The sequence below is a fragment of the Cupriavidus consociatus genome (assembly GCF_017814975.1).
GTDB classification, from domain to species: domain Bacteria; phylum Pseudomonadota; class Gammaproteobacteria; order Burkholderiales; family Burkholderiaceae; genus Cupriavidus; species Cupriavidus consociatus.
In genome coordinates, this window is sequence record NZ_JAGIQA010000002.1 from 417,601 (window position 1) to 432,873 (window position 15,273).

15 protein-coding genes are annotated in these 15,273 nt (G+C 63.9%); 7 read left to right on the top strand and 8 right to left on the bottom strand.

Features of this window, described 5'->3' with window-relative positions:
- Positions 1 to 27: 27 nt before the first annotated feature.
- The gene (locus tag J8I82_RS05045) at positions 28 to 1,074 is read left to right on the top strand and encodes a glutathione S-transferase family protein (protein ID WP_209754942.1); all 1,047 of its coding nucleotides are present in this window, start codon (positions 28 to 30) and stop codon (positions 1,072 to 1,074) included.
- A gap of 92 nt (positions 1,075 to 1,166) precedes the next feature.
- Here the strand turns inward: J8I82_RS05045 and wrbA are convergent, their stop codons facing one another.
- Both wrbA and J8I82_RS05055 read right to left on the bottom strand, forming a co-directional pair.
- The gene (wrbA, locus tag J8I82_RS05050; protein WP_209754944.1) at positions 1,167 to 1,793 is read right to left on the bottom strand and encodes an NAD(P)H:quinone oxidoreductase; all 627 of its coding nucleotides are present in this window, start codon (positions 1,791 to 1,793) and stop codon (positions 1,167 to 1,169) included.
- A gap of 17 nt (positions 1,794 to 1,810) precedes the next feature.
- Positions 1,811 to 2,761, bottom strand: coding sequence for a ring-cleaving dioxygenase (locus J8I82_RS05055; RefSeq protein WP_209754945.1), 951 nt, complete (start codon positions 2,759 to 2,761; stop codon positions 1,811 to 1,813).
- Between the two features lie 269 nt (positions 2,762 to 3,030).
- Here J8I82_RS05055 and J8I82_RS05060 point away from each other — a divergent pair, with 269 nt between their 5' ends.
- Together J8I82_RS05060 and J8I82_RS05065 are read left to right on the top strand one after the other, a co-directional pair.
- Positions 3,031 to 3,942, top strand: a complete 912-nt coding sequence (locus J8I82_RS05060) for a LysR substrate-binding domain-containing protein (RefSeq protein ID WP_209754947.1) — start codon at positions 3,031 to 3,033, stop codon at positions 3,940 to 3,942.
- 708 nt (positions 3,943 to 4,650) lie between these two features.
- Positions 4,651 to 5,664, top strand: a complete 1,014-nt coding sequence (locus J8I82_RS05065) for a 1-aminocyclopropane-1-carboxylate deaminase (RefSeq protein WP_209754949.1) — start codon at positions 4,651 to 4,653, stop codon at positions 5,662 to 5,664.
- A 220-nt stretch (positions 5,665 to 5,884) separates the two neighbouring features.
- Here J8I82_RS05065 and J8I82_RS05075 read toward each other — a convergent pair whose 3' ends face one another.
- On the bottom strand, positions 5,885 to 7,264 hold the full coding sequence (locus J8I82_RS05075) for a patatin-like phospholipase family protein (protein ID WP_245179417.1): 1,380 nt from the start codon (positions 7,262 to 7,264) through the stop codon (positions 5,885 to 5,887).
- A gap of 574 nt (positions 7,265 to 7,838) precedes the next feature.
- Here J8I82_RS05075 and J8I82_RS05080 point away from each other — a divergent pair.
- The 3 genes from J8I82_RS05080 to J8I82_RS05090 all read left to right on the top strand — a co-directional run bounded on the left by J8I82_RS05080 (position 7,839) and on the right by J8I82_RS05090 (position 10,121).
- Positions 7,839 to 8,219 (top strand): hypothetical protein, encoded by a 381-nt coding sequence (locus J8I82_RS05080; RefSeq protein WP_209754950.1) that lies wholly within the window; start codon positions 7,839 to 7,841, stop codon positions 8,217 to 8,219.
- 9 nt (positions 8,220 to 8,228) lie between these two features.
- A complete protein-coding gene (locus J8I82_RS05085; RefSeq protein WP_209754953.1) occupies positions 8,229 to 8,459 on the top strand; it encodes a YMGG-like glycine zipper-containing protein in 231 nt (76 codons plus the stop codon).
- 498 nt (positions 8,460 to 8,957) lie between these two features.
- Positions 8,958 to 10,121 carry a porin gene (locus tag J8I82_RS05090; protein ID WP_209754955.1) on the top strand — a complete coding sequence of 388 codons (1,164 nt, stop codon included), beginning with the start codon at positions 8,958 to 8,960 and terminating at the stop codon, positions 10,119 to 10,121.
- 84 nt (positions 10,122 to 10,205) lie between these two features.
- Here J8I82_RS05090 and J8I82_RS05095 read toward each other — a convergent pair whose 3' ends face one another.
- Positions 10,206 to 10,682, bottom strand: coding sequence for a PaaI family thioesterase (locus tag J8I82_RS05095; protein ID WP_209754957.1), 477 nt, complete (start codon positions 10,680 to 10,682; stop codon positions 10,206 to 10,208).
- A gap of 68 nt (positions 10,683 to 10,750) precedes the next feature.
- Here J8I82_RS05095 and J8I82_RS05100 point away from each other — a divergent pair, with 68 nt between their 5' ends.
- Positions 10,751 to 11,209 (top strand): MarR family winged helix-turn-helix transcriptional regulator, encoded by a 459-nt coding sequence (locus J8I82_RS05100; RefSeq protein ID WP_209754958.1) that lies wholly within the window; start codon positions 10,751 to 10,753, stop codon positions 11,207 to 11,209.
- A gap of 105 nt (positions 11,210 to 11,314) precedes the next feature.
- Here the strand turns inward: J8I82_RS05100 and J8I82_RS05105 are convergent, their stop codons facing one another.
- The 4 genes from J8I82_RS05105 to gtdA form a co-directional block, all read right to left on the bottom strand.
- Positions 11,315 to 11,716 carry a cupin domain-containing protein gene (locus J8I82_RS05105; RefSeq protein ID WP_209754960.1) on the bottom strand — a complete coding sequence of 134 codons (402 nt, stop codon included), beginning with the start codon at positions 11,714 to 11,716 and terminating at the stop codon, positions 11,315 to 11,317.
- A 378-nt stretch (positions 11,717 to 12,094) separates the two neighbouring features.
- Entirely contained in the window at positions 12,095 to 12,514 is a 420-nt protein-coding gene (locus tag J8I82_RS05110) for an organic hydroperoxide resistance protein (RefSeq protein ID WP_209755047.1), read from the bottom strand.
- Positions 12,515 to 12,711: 197 nt separating this feature from the next.
- Positions 12,712 to 14,214: a fumarate hydratase gene (locus tag J8I82_RS05115; RefSeq protein ID WP_209754962.1), complete on the bottom strand. Its 1,503-nt coding sequence runs from the start codon at positions 14,212 to 14,214 to the stop codon at positions 12,712 to 12,714.
- Positions 14,211 to 15,257, bottom strand: coding sequence for a gentisate 1,2-dioxygenase (gene gtdA / locus J8I82_RS05120; RefSeq protein ID WP_209754964.1), 1,047 nt, complete (start codon positions 15,255 to 15,257; stop codon positions 14,211 to 14,213). Before gtdA ends, J8I82_RS05115 begins: the two co-directional genes overlap by 4 nt.
- Positions 15,258 to 15,273 lie beyond the last annotated feature (16 nt).

The following is a 15,273-nucleotide window of genomic DNA, read 5'->3' on the forward strand; positions in this document are numbered from 1 at the left end:
GTGATCAACCATGAGCCGGAAGAACCCATGCCCAATGACTTGCTGAGAAACCTGGCAGCCGGCGCCCGCGCTGCCATCGCCGATCCTGCGCGGATCACCACGGTGGGAACCGATGCCAACCCGCGCTTCGAGCTGTTCCACGCCGCGAGTTCGCTGTGCTCGCAGAAGGTCCGCACGGTGCTGTTCGAGAAGCAGTTGCCGTACCGATCGAACGATATGCTGATCCTGAGTTCGATGGGCCCGGACGGGGTCATTCCCGCCGAGCACTATCACCCGCCATATGTGCGCCTGCGACTGAAGGCCGGACTGGAGATCGGGCGGGAGTTCGTCAGCGGATATAGCGGGCGCCCTTCCGTGGAGACCGACGGCTTCGATCCGTGTGCGGTGCCGTTGCTGATTGACTACGAAGCCTCCCGCGTGATTGCAGATTCCCGGCGCATCTGCTGCTATCTCGACGCGGTATCGCGCACGCCAGTCCAGCTCTTGCCGGACGATTCCCTGGCGCGTACGGAGGTGATGCGCCAGGTGCGCATCATCGACCAGATGCCGAACGGCGCCCTGCTGTACGGCTCTCATCCCGACGCCGACCGGCGGCCCGAGGCGCTCAGGACGGTCATGGAAACCATCTACGACCACAAGATCGCAGCGCTCGAGGCCATGCTCGCCGACAATGCCGGGGACGCCGGACTCGTTGCCGCCTATCGCGCGAAGATCGTGAAGGAACGCGGCGGCCGGGCGCTGCGCCGCGATGCCCCATTCCAGCGCGCGGCCCGGGATCACGTCGATGTCGCGCTGAAGGAGCTGGACCGCACGCTGGAATCCGCACCGGCTCCGTATCTCGCGGGAGACGCGTTCTCCCTTGGCGATGTGCTGTGGGGTGTCAACCTGGTGCGGCTGGCGTACCTGGGGCTTGCGCCGATGTGGGACGAGCTGCCCAACGTTGCCCGCTATGTCGACGCACTGGTCAGGCGGCCTTCGCTCTGCAAGGAGGCGGTCCGCGCCACGATCGACTCGCTGCCGCCATCGCCCCGGATGGATGCCTTGGCAAGCTGCATGGAAACGGCGACGGCCTGAGCTGTTGCCATCGCGCCATCGGCCTGTGCCGGTGCGCGAATCGAGCGGAGACTGCGAGTCTCCGCCCTTTTTTTGCCGTCAGGCTTCTACTTTCAGGCTGCCACAGGCTCCGGCTGGACGTGCAAGGCACGCGCGACAGTCGTCACCCTGCGCCCCTGGAACCGTGCAACCTCCAGGTGATCGTCGTCGGGCTTCACGGTGTCACGCTGCGAGACGTGAGTCGCGCCGTACGGGGTGCCGGCCTTGAACATCGCCGCGTCGGCATAGCCCAGCGGCACGATGATCAGGCCCAGGTGCGCCATGGGCGTGTAGGCCGCCAGCAGCGTGGCTTCATTGCCGCCGTGGCGCGAGGACGTCGTGCCGAACACAGAGCCCACCTTGCCGTTCAACTTGCCGGCGAACCAGAGGCCGCCGAGCCCGTCGATATAGGACTTGAGTTCGGCCGAGATCGTCCCGAAGCGCGTCGGCGTGCCGAACACGATGGCATCAGCCCACTCGGCATCGGCTTCCGTCGGCGCCTCGTATTTCGCGTTCATCTCCGTGGCGTTCTCGAGCCAGCCCGGCGCCTGCCGCATGACGTCAGGGCCAACGAACTCCCGCACACGCCGAACGCGCAGTTCGGCGCCTGCCTCGAGGGCGCCCTCGGCGACAGCCTTGGCCAGCATCTCGGTGGAGCTGTTCCGTGAATAGAAAACGATCAGTACTTTCGGTTTCCGCATATCGATCCCCGGCAACGTCAGGCAGAGATGGGCTCGAGCCGGCCCAGCAGTTCTTCCTTGCGATCCGCCAGCCAGGGCGGCAACTGGAACTCCTCGCCAAAATGGCCGGGCGCTTCATCGATCGAGAAGCCGATGTCGGTGGTCGTCGCCTCGAACATCACGCCGCCGGGCATCTTGAAGTACATCGAGCGGAAGTAGTTGCGGTGCACCGATTCCGACGTATCGATGTAGCCCATGGCAAACAGTTTCTCCTTCAGGACCGCCTGCTGTTCGACGTTGTCCACCGCGAAGGCCACATGGTGGATCGTGCCTTCGCCGTAGATCGACGAGCCCTGGTGCCGGTCCGGCTCATGCAGGAACTCTACGACCGTACCCGGACCGCCGGTGTACGTCTCGAAGCGATAATAAGGTCCCGCCTGGCCAACGTTGCGGAAACCGATCGCTTCGCTCATGAAGCGAATCGATTCGGCGACATCGCGCAGCGAAAGCGTAATACTGTGCACGCCACGGATGGCGTGGACTTCGGGGATATCGCTGGCCACGCAAGCCGGACGCGGGTCGAGGTCCGTTTCGACAAGATCGAACTCGATGCCGCACGGATGCTGGAACCGCTGGCGGCGCTCACCGAAGCGCTCGACGATCTCGCTGTCATACGGCACATTCATGGCATCGAAGCGGCTGCGCCAGAATTCGAGCGAGCCCGTGGGCACCGAGTAGTTGATGACCCGCACCTGGCCCGAACCCTGACGCGCCATGACGCCCCGCTGGCGGAACGGGAACGACGTCACCAGGGTTCCCGGATCGCCATTCGCGTTGCCGTAGTAAAGGTGGTAGATGGGATCCTCGCCGTCGAGAAGCACGGTCTTCTTCACGAGGCTCTGGCCGAGCAGCCTGACGTAGAAATCCACGTCCTCCTGCGCGTGCCGCACGCCGGCGGTCAGGTGATGAAATCCCTTGAGCATTGACATTGTCCTCTCCATTTTGAAATAGGCATGTAGAAACAGCGCAGAGCCGCTCCTGCGCAACAGCTTATGACGGCAGATTCCGCTTGGGCAGCCGTCCCGGGTTGCACGCAGGGTTCGGCAAACTTGGACAATGGCGCCCTGCGAGGCGCGGTGCGCCCAAGGCTTGCCCGGATGGCAGCGGGCGCCGGCGCTGGAGTATGATCGGGGCGTCACCCACCCGCCCCCCTCAACAAACGCCGCCGGCATTGGAATGCCCGGCGAGTCCCCATGCCATGCTCGATCTGAAGGACGTCTATTACTTCGTGCAGGTGGTCGACCGCGGCGGATTCACCGCCGCTGGCGAGGCGCTCCGGCTTCCGAAGTCAACGCTCAGTCACCGCGTGAAGGAGCTGGAAGCCTCGCTGGGCGTGCGGCTCATCAACCGGACCTCGCGCCAGTTCGCGATGACGGAGGTGGGTCAGGAGTTCTACCAGTACGCCTTGGCGCTGATGCGCAGTGCCGAGCTTGCCGAAGAAGCCATGCGCCAGCGGCTGGCGGAGCCGAGCGGCGTGATCCGCGTGACGGTGGCTGTGGACATTGCCCAGTTCGCGCTGCGCCACGTCCTGCCGACCTTCCTATCCGACCACCCCAAGGTGAGAATCGACGAAACCGCCACGGACAGGATCGTGGACATTGTCGGCGAGGGGTTCGACCTGGCGATCCGGGGTCATGTCGGCCAGCTGCAGGACTCCAACCTGGTCCAGCATCCGCTGGCCAGGACACCGTGGTATCTCTTCGCGGGGCCCGACTATCTCGAACGGACGTCAGTGCCGACACAACCCGAGGATCTTGCGTCTCACACCATCATCGCCATGGCGGGCAAGAGTGCGTCCCAATGGCAATTGCAGGGCCCGGACAAGCGCGTGGTCACCGTGCCGTTTGAACCGAGATTCCTGAGCAACAGCCTGATTTCGCTGAAAGAGGCGGCGTGCGCGAACGTCGGCGTTGCCGCGCTGCCGGTATACGCCTGCCAGGCCGAGCTCAAGGCTGGCGGGCTGCGGCAGATATTGCCGGAATGGATTGCCGCGGACGCCCGTATCACCGCACTCATTCCCTATCGCACGGGCCTGCTGCCGGCGGTCCGCACACTGGTGGACTATCTCGCCGTGGTGCTGCCCGAGGTGACGGCGTTCGACCGGCACTGAGCCTGCCGAAAACGCCGGGCCGTCGGGACCGCGCCATGCGCGACCGGACTGGCCTGCCGCTTTGCTGACGGAAAAGGAAGATAGCGCCGTCCAGCGGGATCGGCGCTCGCGTGGTGGAGTGCTTGCTTCGCGACAGGTGTCTTTTCTTGCGCGGTTCAGCGGCGTATGCGTAGAACCGCACCGACAGGGTGGCGAACATGTCGGATGCACCTTGCGTTGGCAACGCGATTAACGCTGAAATAAAGCTGGATCAATTCCGCTATTCGCAGTTGAAACACACTTTATAGAGCCAGGTTTAAGCACTAAAGCGGATGCTAAGTCAATGGAGCATCATCCAGCATGGAAGACGCGGGGCTGCTTTTTTGCCTCGCTTTTATAGCCTCCCGGGATCCCCCGGTACCGGGAGGCTTCTTTTCCGCTCGCTACGGTTGCGGCCGAAGCAGCTAGCAAGGCGTCAATGAACGTACGCAGCCTGCACTACAGCAAGGACCGTGACGTGTGGCACCCCGGGCACCTCAATGAAATGTGCCATTTACGCCAATCATTCCGCACAGCCGCGAGCCGGTATGCGGCACCATATCCCATTTGATCTTCACCCTGCCCCTGGTCGAGGCACCTCGGGAAAATGCGCGCCACGCTTCCGTCTCGCTTTTTTGGACCTAATCTAGATTCAGTTTTTCCCCCCGGATCCGCGGCAGGGAGTTCGCCATGGCACTTGATCTCGACAATCGCTTCGGCCGCATCTCGCTTGGATTCTTTCCATCGCCGATTCATCGGCTCGACCGCCTGTCCGAAGCGCTCGGCGTCTCGGTGTGGGCAAAGCGCGACGATGTCTCGTCCGGACTCGCGTTTGGCGGCAACAAGATTCGCAAGCTTGAGTGGCTCGCCGCCGACGCGGTGCGACAAGGCGCCGACACGCTCGTTTCCATCGGCAACATTCAGTCGAACCACACGCGTCAGGTTGCGGCTGTCGCGGCGGTGCTCGGCATGCGCTGCCGGCTGGTGCAGGAGGCGTGGACACACTGGGACGATCCGGTCTATGACAAGGTCGGCAATATCCTGCTGTCACGGCTGATGGGCGCCGAGACGCTGCTCGAGGGCGAGGGCTACTCGACCGAGGTGAAGGAGACGTGGTCGCGCGCCCTGGAGCAGGTGCGCCGGGAAGGCGGCAAGCCTTACGCGATTCCAGCGGGTGCATCCGATCATCCCCTTGGTGGTCTCGGCTATGCGAACTTCACCGATGAGCTCGCGCGCCAGGAAGCGCAAATGGGCGTGTTCTTCGACACCGTGATTACCGCGACCTGCACCGGTTCGACACAGGGCGGCATGGTCGCGGGCTTCAAGGCCCAGGACCGGCCGCGCCGCCTGATTGGCATCGATACCGCCTGCAACGAGGCGATGACCCGGCGTGCCGTGACGAAGAGCGCGCGGCAGACTGCGGAACTGATCGGCATCCGGAAGCCGATCGACGACGCCGACGTGGTCATCGATCCCCGTTTCTCGGGTCCGGACTATGGCATCCCTGACGATCGGACGATCGATGCGATCCGCACGGCAGCGCGGCTTGAGGCGATGCTCACCGATCCGGTGTACGAGGGCAAATCGATGGCAGGCCTGATCGCCATGGCGAAGGCGGGTGAGATTCCGAAGGAAGCGAACGTGCTGTACGTGCATCTGGGTGGCGCGCCCGCGCTGAATGCGTATCACAAGGCGTTCGCATGATCGGCTTGCGACACCGTATGGCAAGCCGACAGGCGCTCACGACTATGCCAGCCGCTCAGCCATGCAGGCCGCCAGGTCAAGCAGCTGATCCCTGCAGTTCAAGCCGATGCCGGGAAACAGCCGTGCGATCCCGGTGCAGCTCAGCATCGCCATGACAAATACGTATCCGGCCACGAGCGCCAGCGCCGGCTGGCCGTGGCTCGCTGAGGCCAGGTTCTGACTATTCAACGCCGTATCGCGCCGCGGTCGATGCGCGCTCGAATTCGCGGATCACCGGGTTGCCAAGGATGGCATCCCGTCCCGCTTCGATCAGGCGATCGACGTCCTGCTCGGGCAGGCGCAGCCTGGTCGGCAGATCGTTCAGGCTTGCAGCACGCTCCTTGCCTAGGGCATCGAACGAGATCCGCGTGACGAAGAATTCGACTTCGTCGCACCGCCAGCGCGGGAGGCGTGCAGCGATTTCCCGCTGCCGGTCAAGCGGCAGCCGGCACCGATACGCCACGAGGTCGTTTCGCCACTGCTGCATCATGGGGACGAAGGCGTCATAGGTCATTCGAACGTTGGTTGCCATTGCCGCGTCAATGGCCGCGTTTGCGACTTCGATGCCGGAGGGTCCATCCTGGCTTTGGTTCCAATCGCCGCGCGGGCCCTGGCCTGCGTCTACAACGATGAAAAGCAGCCGCCGCACATTGATCGCGTCATTCTCGCTCATCGGACCGTAAGGCGTGCCCAGCAGCATGCGCGATTGCAAGATCGTGGCCAGGCCGTAGTTGTCGGTCACCCCGCCGTCGACCAGCTTGATGTACTTTCCCTTCGAAGTGTCCCGGAGATCGCGAACGGCGTTTGCCAACGCACCGAACAGCAGCGATTGCCCGGGCGCCTGGGCACGGTCAAGGTTCGGCAGCGGTGCACTGCAAGCCTCGGGATGCTTTTGAACGACGATCGGTGCGAAGAAGACCGGGACCGCCATGGATGCGGCGACGGCCTCGGAAACCGGAAAGCTCGCGAGATCGCTGCATAGCGCATCGAATGCATGCTGGCTGAACGGGAACGCGACTCGGTAGTAGACGTTGGTGGCGTTGATCCAGACGATCGGCTTGCCGCGGCGGAACATGTCGGCGTACGTCGCGCCCTTGAAGACGTCTTCGTCGAGCCATGCCTGGAGGTCTTCCCGGTCGTTGAGCCCTCCCGCGAACAGGCGCGCAAGGTTGACCGGATTCAGGAGACTGAAGCGAAGTCCCGCCTCTCCGTCCTTCAACAGCACGGATCGCAAGTTCGCCAGGCTGGCCTTGCCGTGCAGACCGAAGTACGCGGCGGTGATGGAGCCTCCGGACACGCTGCTGATGAATGCGACGTTGTCCAGCAGGGACGCGCTCCCAGGGCCTTTCATGGCGTCGAGTCCCTGCAGGGCGCCGAAGGCGAAGGCTGCGGCGCGCGTGCCACCGCCGGAGAACGACATGGCGACGGTTGTCTGGCCGACGACATCGATGGGCTCGCGCATGGCCGCGGATACGCTGCCAGCCGCGGCCTGAGGCAGATTGCGCGGAGCATTGTGAGGAAGCGACCCGCAGGCACCGAGTCCCGCGAGCAGAAGCGGCATCAGGGTGCGGCAGGCCCTGCCGCAGGCGAGTCGCGCTCTCCCCGGCCCCTCCATTTGCCAAGGCAGGCTGCTCTTGCGTCGAAGCGCGTGGTCATGTCGAAGCTTCCACATTGGACGAGGTCAGGAACGTGTTCGGCGTGGTGGCGGCCCGCGCGAAAGGAGGGTCGAGCTTCGCTGCCGCGAGGGTCCGGGGTGTCCGCGCCCTTCGAGATATTACGGCATCTCCATGGGGGCCGCAGGACCCGCAGATGGGGGTCGGTAGCTGCGGAGAAAGCTGGAGGGCGGACGAAGGTCATTCAGTACTGAACGCCAGCTTGACCGACCTTGACTGATTTGGAGCCGTCACAGGAGGGACAGGTGATTCGAATTGAATGTGCCTCCCGGCTCGCATGTTCCACGGCGCGCATTGTCACGTTGCTCAAATCGGTGCGCGATCTCAGCGCCGAGCGCCTAGAATGCCCGTGATCGCATAGGACGACGGTTCGCTGGAGCGCTCCTGCAGGCACCGGATAGAGACTACTATGAAGCAACGCACCCGCCCCGGGGGTAACGGTAACCACTGAGGGAGACCGCAATGGCGAGAAAACTGAGCCGGCTCGCAGTAACGACTGCGGCACTCATGGCATTGACGGTGGCGACTGGCTCCCGCGCCGATGAAGTCCCGCTGATCACCGGCAAGCAATGGACGGATTCCTCTGAACAGACAAAAAAGGCCTATCTGGTAGGCATTGCCAACCTGGTCCAGGTTGATATTGCCTTTCACGAAGGCAAGCCGCCACCTGACTCGCAAAGCATCGTTCCGCGCTTTGCGAGAGGGCTCAGGGGCCATTCGCTCGACTCCGTGCGCCAGGGCGTGGATCGCTGGTACGCAACACATCCTGACCAGTTGCAGCGGCCGGTCATTGAAACGATCTGGTTCGAAATGGTTGTTCCCGGTCTGCAGACCAGGAAGTAGGGGGATGCCATGAAACGACGCCAACTGATTGGTGCAGCGCTGGCCATCGCCAGCGCTGCCGCGTGCACGAATATGACACCGCAGCAGCAAGGCACCGTGACCGGAGCCGGCATCGGCGCGGCGGCGGGTGCCGGCATCGCGGCCATTGCGGGAGGTAGCGGCTGGACTGGCGCGGCGATCGGTGCCGTGGCTGGCGGCGTAGCGGGCAACATCAAGGGCAGCAAGCAGCAGCAGTGGTAGGTCGCCCTGAGGCCCGTCGCGTACGAGCCCGATCCCCATGAGTTGGCGAAGCTAGCCAGCTTCCCGCCGGCGCCCAATCTGTAGCGATGTTGCGCTTCGATCTGTGCGGAACCTCACAGACAAGCCAACTGTATCGTGCCTGTTGCCCAGTTCCCGGCTTTGCCTCGAGCCCCTGAGAGCGGCTACCGGACAGAGGCATGCCCTTCCCGGCCGCCACGCATCGGCCGTCCTCCGTTTCCAAAGCCAGGCACGTGACCAGCCCGTTGTCCGGGATTCGGTTCTCCCGCAGCCGGCTCTGTATGGCGCTTGACCGGCAACTGTCGTAATTCGCCGACACTACTGTGTGTCTTCGGCGGTTTCCGGTCATCGGTTGCTGGCGGGAATCGGGCTGCGCTCCTAAGCTCGAACAGGCTGCCCGGCAGCATGCTGCAAGGGCAAGCACGCAAGGAATGAAGTGTGGCTGGCGCCCAAGGAAAAAAGAGAAGAGAGGAGAACAGCATGTCACTGAAAAGGACGGCCCTGGCGTCTCTGCTGGGATGGCCGCTGGCGGCCCTTGCGCAGTCAAGCGTAACGCTGTACGGCGTGATCGACGCCAACCTGGAATTCGTCAACCATGCGGGCGCCGTGCCGACGTCCGCCAACGGGTTCAACCCTGGACCGGGCAACGATGTCTACCGGCTGACTTCCGGCGGACTTTCCGGGTCGCGCTGGGGCCTGCGCGGCAACGAGGACCTGGGGGGCGGCATCAAGGCCATCTTCGTGCTGGAAAGCGGATTCGGCCTCGATACCGGCCAGTCGCAGCAAAGCGGCCGCCTGTTCGGCCGCCAGGCGTTCGTGGGCCTCCAGAGCAACCGCTTCGGCCAGGTCAGCCTGGGCCGGCAGTACACCTCGATGTTCGAGGCCCTGGCTAACTTCTCCCCAACCGCCTATGCCACGCAGTATGAGCCGGTCGTCTTGCAGTCCGGCCCTAACTACCGGGAGGACAACACCATCAAGTACACCGGAAAGTTCGGCGGACTGACTGCCCTCGCGCACTGGTCCTTCGGCGCCGGGGTGACCCTGCCCCCCTCGGTAGGGTTCCCGATCCCGATCGGCGGCAATGGCGAAGTCCCCGGGCAGTTCCGACGCGACACCGCTTACGGCGGGGCACTGGCTTACACGTTCGGCCCGTTTGCCGCGACCGCCGGCTATGACCAGTGGAATCCCACCATCGGCACCGGCACAGGCACCATCAAGAAGGCCGTGGTTGGCGCCAGCTATGCGCTCGGCCCCGCCAAGATCATGGGAGGCTACCGCTGGGGCCAGAACAGGAACGCGGCCGATGTCCTGATCCAGCGCGATGACTTCTACTGGATCGGGGCCAACTACCAGGTCACACCGGCGCTCGCGCTCACGCTCGAGTACAACTACGACGACGTCAAGAACCTTTACGGCAACACAAGCGTCGCCAACCCGTGGCAGATTTCCTTCGTGGCCGACTACTCGCTGTCCAAACGCACGGATCTCTACGTGACCACGGCCTATGCCAGGAACGCCGGGTTGATGCTCGAGTCGCTGGCGACCTTTTACGCCAACAGCCTGGCTCTAGGTAACAGCTATGTCCTGGGCAACGGGCAGAGCAACATGTTTGGTGTCGCCTTAGGCGTCCGGCACAGGTTTTAAGTGCCTGCGTCGGCAGCCTGAGGCTGCCTTCCCACGAGGGAACGTCCACAACCTCTTACAGGGCAATGATCCTTGTCGCACATCTTATTGCCGCACAGGCGACAGCACGAGCAGCGTGGACGTGCCATGTGCCAGAACGCGCCCGTCCATCGCAAGCACGCGAGCCTCCGCAGTAATTATTTGCCGGCCTTGGTTCACAACGCGGCCTTCGACGCGGACCCTGCCTGTGTCAGGCTTGATCGGTCGGGAGAAATTTCCCTTTGTTTCGACAGTGGTGTAGCCGACACCAGCCGGAAGCAGTGAGTTGGCTGCGCAGGCGGCTGCGCTGTCTATGAGCGTCAGCGGCCATCCCCCGTGCACCGAGCCCATGGGATTGAGCAGCCGGGACGACGGCTCGCCTTCGAACGCGGCGAATCCGTCGTCAACCTCGACCAGCCAGAAGTCGAGGACCTGCGAGATGGGCGGCTGTGGAAGATGTCCGTCCACGATTGCCTGAAGGACTTCCCTTCCGTTCATGTTTGCGACGTCGGCGGGCGAGGCCAGCCCATATCGATAGTCCATCTCGTCAGATCTCCTGGTTGTTGTTAAAATATGCAGGTACATACAATGCATCTGCATATACTATAGCCATGAAGATGGGAAAACAAGGCGCCCGGACCCTGCGCGCAGACGCCGATGCGGCTCTCGATGTCGATCTCGGCTGGTGGTCGCGCCTGCTGGCGCGCAGGGTCACCGCAGCGTTGGATGAGGCGCTGGCACCATCGGGCCTGACCAGTACTCAATTTGGACTGATGTGCCTGATTGCGTCGGCAACCGACGACACGCTTGGCGCATTGGCGCAACGGGCCGGGCTCAATCAATCGACAATGTCAAGGAACGTGGATCAACTTGTCGGCACAGGGATGGTGGAAGTCGTGATGACAGAAGCCGATCGCCGCCGCCGCGCGGTCTGGCTGACAGAGACGGGCGCCTTGAGTTTGCAGCAGGCCCTCGCGCTGTGGCAGCCAGCGCACCGCGCGTTGCTTCGAAAGCTAGGCTTGGAAGCGCACAACATCGTGGGCGAGGTCGCGGCGAAGCTGGCGGAGTAGCGTCAGCGAGGGCTTGTCGAAGCCTGCGGGCCTCGACGGGCTGTTCGGGGGCGTCGCGAGCCTTGTTTTCCCTGATCGTCGAAGCGTACCGCGACCTGCTGCCGCCTACTTGGCCGGTACCACCAGCGGCGCGCCCTTCTTCACGATGTAGGTTGCCAGTTCCGATGCCGTGCCGCTGCCGACATTCCTCGCCGAGTGGGGCGTGCCGGCGGGGATAAACAGCGATTCCCCGGCCTTGAGCGTGACGGGCGGGTTGTTGCCGAGCTGGTACTCCAGCGTCCCCTGCAGGACGTACGCAATCTCCTCGCCCGGATGGGAATGCATCGGCGCGAACGCGCCGGGATCGAGGTCAACCCGGACCTGGACGCCCTCGCGACCCGGCACGCTGAGATCGTGCTGAACGAGATCGGTGCGATGGACGCCTGCCATTTGAGCCTGGGCCGTCTGCAGCAACAAGCCGCTGCCAACGAAGAGCATGGCCGCAGCCATCATTCGGGTCGATTTCATTTGCTGACTCCTCTGTCCTGATTGACTATTAACGATCGGATTGCCTTCCGCACCGGGGTATGGGCGGCGTGCAGGCGACGTGCGGTCAGAGAAATAAGCGCTGTGGTACGACGTCCACCATGCAAACCGACACGAATCCCGTGCACATGGAGCATTGGAAGACGGCGATGTATCTGGTCTATGTCTGCGAGCGGCTGCCAACGTATCTATATGTATTCAGAGCTCGGGGCGATACCTTCGCACACGAAAATCCATGGCGCGCACCCGGCGGCGTGACCCATTCACATCGTGTCGGACCCGGCGGCACGCATCGGCGAATGCCAATGCGTGCGAAGCAGGAGATCAGTCCCCTATGTGTCGTGGGGGACTCTGTGGTCCTCAGACGATATTGATCTCGACATCGATATTGCCGCGCGTCGCCTTGGAGTACGGGCAAAGCTGGTGTGCGGCCGTGGCGAGGGACTGCGCGAGCTCGCGGTCAAGCCCGGGCAAGCTGACATTGAGCCGTGCCGCCAGGAAGTAGCCATCTCCGGCCTGGCCGAGATCCACTTCAGCATCAACGGCCGCGTCGGCCGGAAGCGCGACCTTCGCCATCTGTGCCGCCCTGGCGATGGCGCCAAGGAAGCAAGCCGACCATCCGGCGCCCAGGAGCTGCTCCGGATTGGTACCGCCGCCGTTGCTGCCGGGGCCTGAGAGGTCCACGGCCAGGCGGCCATCGGCACTGCGGGAGCTACCGTTGCGGCCGCCGATGGTATGAGTCTTGCCGGTGTAAATGACTTTATCGAATTGGTTGATCATCTTCGGGTAATTCAGGTTAGGGAGGTTGATTCGCCACGCGGTGTTGAACGTCGTCCGGGGTGGCGCCTGCCGGCGACGCGTATCAGAGAAACTGGATCCCCGGGCCGGCTCGCAAATTGCCGGCGCGGATCGCATCCACGGTTTGCTGCAGGGCCTGCAGGTGCGCGGGTCGTGCCCCAGTCGCGCCAGCGTCAGCATCAAGCCGCCGCAATGCGCCAGGTGCGCGGTCCGCTTTCGTGAACACTGTTGCCGCTCGCATCCACGGCGACGACAACGGGCAGGTTCTCCACATCGAACTCGTAGATGGCTTCCATGCCGAGATCGCCAAACGCAACGACACGGGAGGACCGGACCGCCCTGGAGATCAGATAGGCGGCGCCTCCGGTTGCCGCCAGATAGACGCAGCCGTTCTTCACGATCGCGTTGATCGCATCCGGCCCGCGCTCGGCCTTGCCGATCATGCCGAGCAAGCCGGTCGAAGCCAGCATGCGCCCGGCAAACTTGTCCATCCGTGTTGACGTGGTCGGGCCGCAAGGGCCTACCACCTCGTCGCGCACTGGATCGACGGGCCCGACGTAGTAGATCATGCGATTGCCGAAATCCACCGGCAAGGGCTCGCCGCGCGCGAGCATGTCGTCGATCCGCTTGTGCGCGGCATCGCGTCCGGTCAGCATGCGCCCCGACAGCAGCAGCGTTTCGCCGGCGAGCCAGGTGCGGGTTTCTTCTCGGCTCAATGTGTTCAGATCGACCCGGCGGCTCGCCATGCCGTCGGGCAAAGGCAGATCCGGCCAGAGGTCAGGCGACGGCGGCGTCAGCATGACGGGGCCGCTGCCATCGAGCTCGAAGCGCGCATGCCGCGTTGCCGCGCAGTTCGGCACGATGGCGACGGGCATGCTTGCCGCATGCGTGGGGTAGGCGGCAATCTTGACATCGAGCACGGTGGTCAACCCGCCGAGGCCCTGCGCCCCGATGCCGAGCGCATTGATGCGGTCATGGATGTCGATGCGCAGCGCTTCCAGCGCGTTGCGCGGACCCCGGACCTTGAGATCGAGCATGTCGAGCGGCGCCGTCAGGCTCTGCTTGGCCAGCAGCATGGCTTTCTCGGCCGTGCCGCCGACGCCGATGCCCAGCATGCCGGGAGGACACCAGCCGGCGCCCATCGACGGCACCATGCCGACGATCCAGTCCGCGACCGAATCGCTGGGCATCAGCACCGCGAACTTGCTCTTGTTCTCGCTGCCGCCGCCCTTTGCCATCACGTCGACGGCAACGGTATTGCCCGGCACGAGGTCGACATGGACGACCGCCGGCGTGTTGTCGCCGGTATTGCGCCGCGCGAACAGCGGGTCTTCGACGATGCTGGCGCGCAGCGCATTGTCGGGATCGAGGTAAGCGCGACGCACGCCGGCATTGGCCGCATCGACGATATCCGAGGGAAATCCGGCGAACCGGACGTCCATGCCGACGCGTATGAAGATATTGACGATGCCCGTATCCTGGCAGATCGGACGCCTGCCTTCCGCGCACATCCGCGAGTTGATCAGGATCTGGGCAATCGCCTGTTTCGCCGGCTCGCTGGCCTCGCGTTCATAGGCGGCGGCGAGGTGCCGGATATAGTCGGGAGGATGATGGTGACTGATGAACTGCAGGGCCGCGGCGATGCTGTCGACGAAGTCCCCATACGAAACGACGGCGTTCATGATGAACGCTGCTCGCGGAACAATCCGAGCTTTTCCTGTGCGACGCGGTCCGAATACGAGAACAGCACCAGGTCCCGGCTGGCATGCAGCGTGTAGCGGCTCCAGCCCGGCACCACCACGATGTCGTGCGGCGCCAGCTCGAACTGCTGATCGCCGGCCGTGACATGGCCACTGCCTTCCACGCAGACAAAGACGGTGCTGTCGGTCGAGCGGTATGGCAATGTCGCGAAGCCGGACGGCAGCAACCGGATCATGGTGGCAATGGTCGGCATGGCCCAGCCGCCGTCCACCGGATTGGTGTAGCGCATCAGGTAGCCCGTGTGCGGATCGGGGGCGCCGGCGTGTGGCAACGCGAGCAACGCCTCGCGCGTACGCGCGTAGGGATAGTTGAAGACCGGGGAGTTCATCGTGGACGCCTGGTAGTCCACCGGCATCAGCCCCGTGCCATAGCGCGCGAGCGCATCGCCTGCCGGGCGCGTGACCGGCGCTTCGCCCGATTCGAACTCCTCGCGGAAGCCACCGTTGAAGAACGACACGACGGGAATATCGAGGCCGTCCAGCCAGACCATCGGCGCGTTACCCTCGTGGCCATGATGGTGCCATGTCCACGCCGGCGTGATGACGAAATCGCCGGCTTCCATGTAGGTCTTCTCGCCGTCCACGGCGGTGTAGGCGCCCGACCCTTCGACAATGAAGCGCAACGCCGATTGGGTATGGCGGTGCGCAGGGGCGACTTCGCCGGGCAGGATGAGCTGAAGGCCGGCGTACATCGTGCTGGTGATGCACGAGGTGCCTGGCAGGCCCGGATTTTCCATCAGGAGCACGCGCCGTTCGGCTTCCTCGGCCGAGATCAGGCTCGCAGATTCCATCAGGTACGGGCGCGCCGTGGCGTAGGACCAGCGGTGCGCTATGCCCGCGGGCGTAGGTTCCGAAGGAATCAGCTTGCGCAGCCGCGTCCAGAGGGCGGCCATCGCATGGGGTTCCAGCTCGCGGTAGAACGCGTCGCGCCGGGTCAACAGGTCAGGCGTGGGATGGGTTGTCATGAGCGGATGCCTCCTG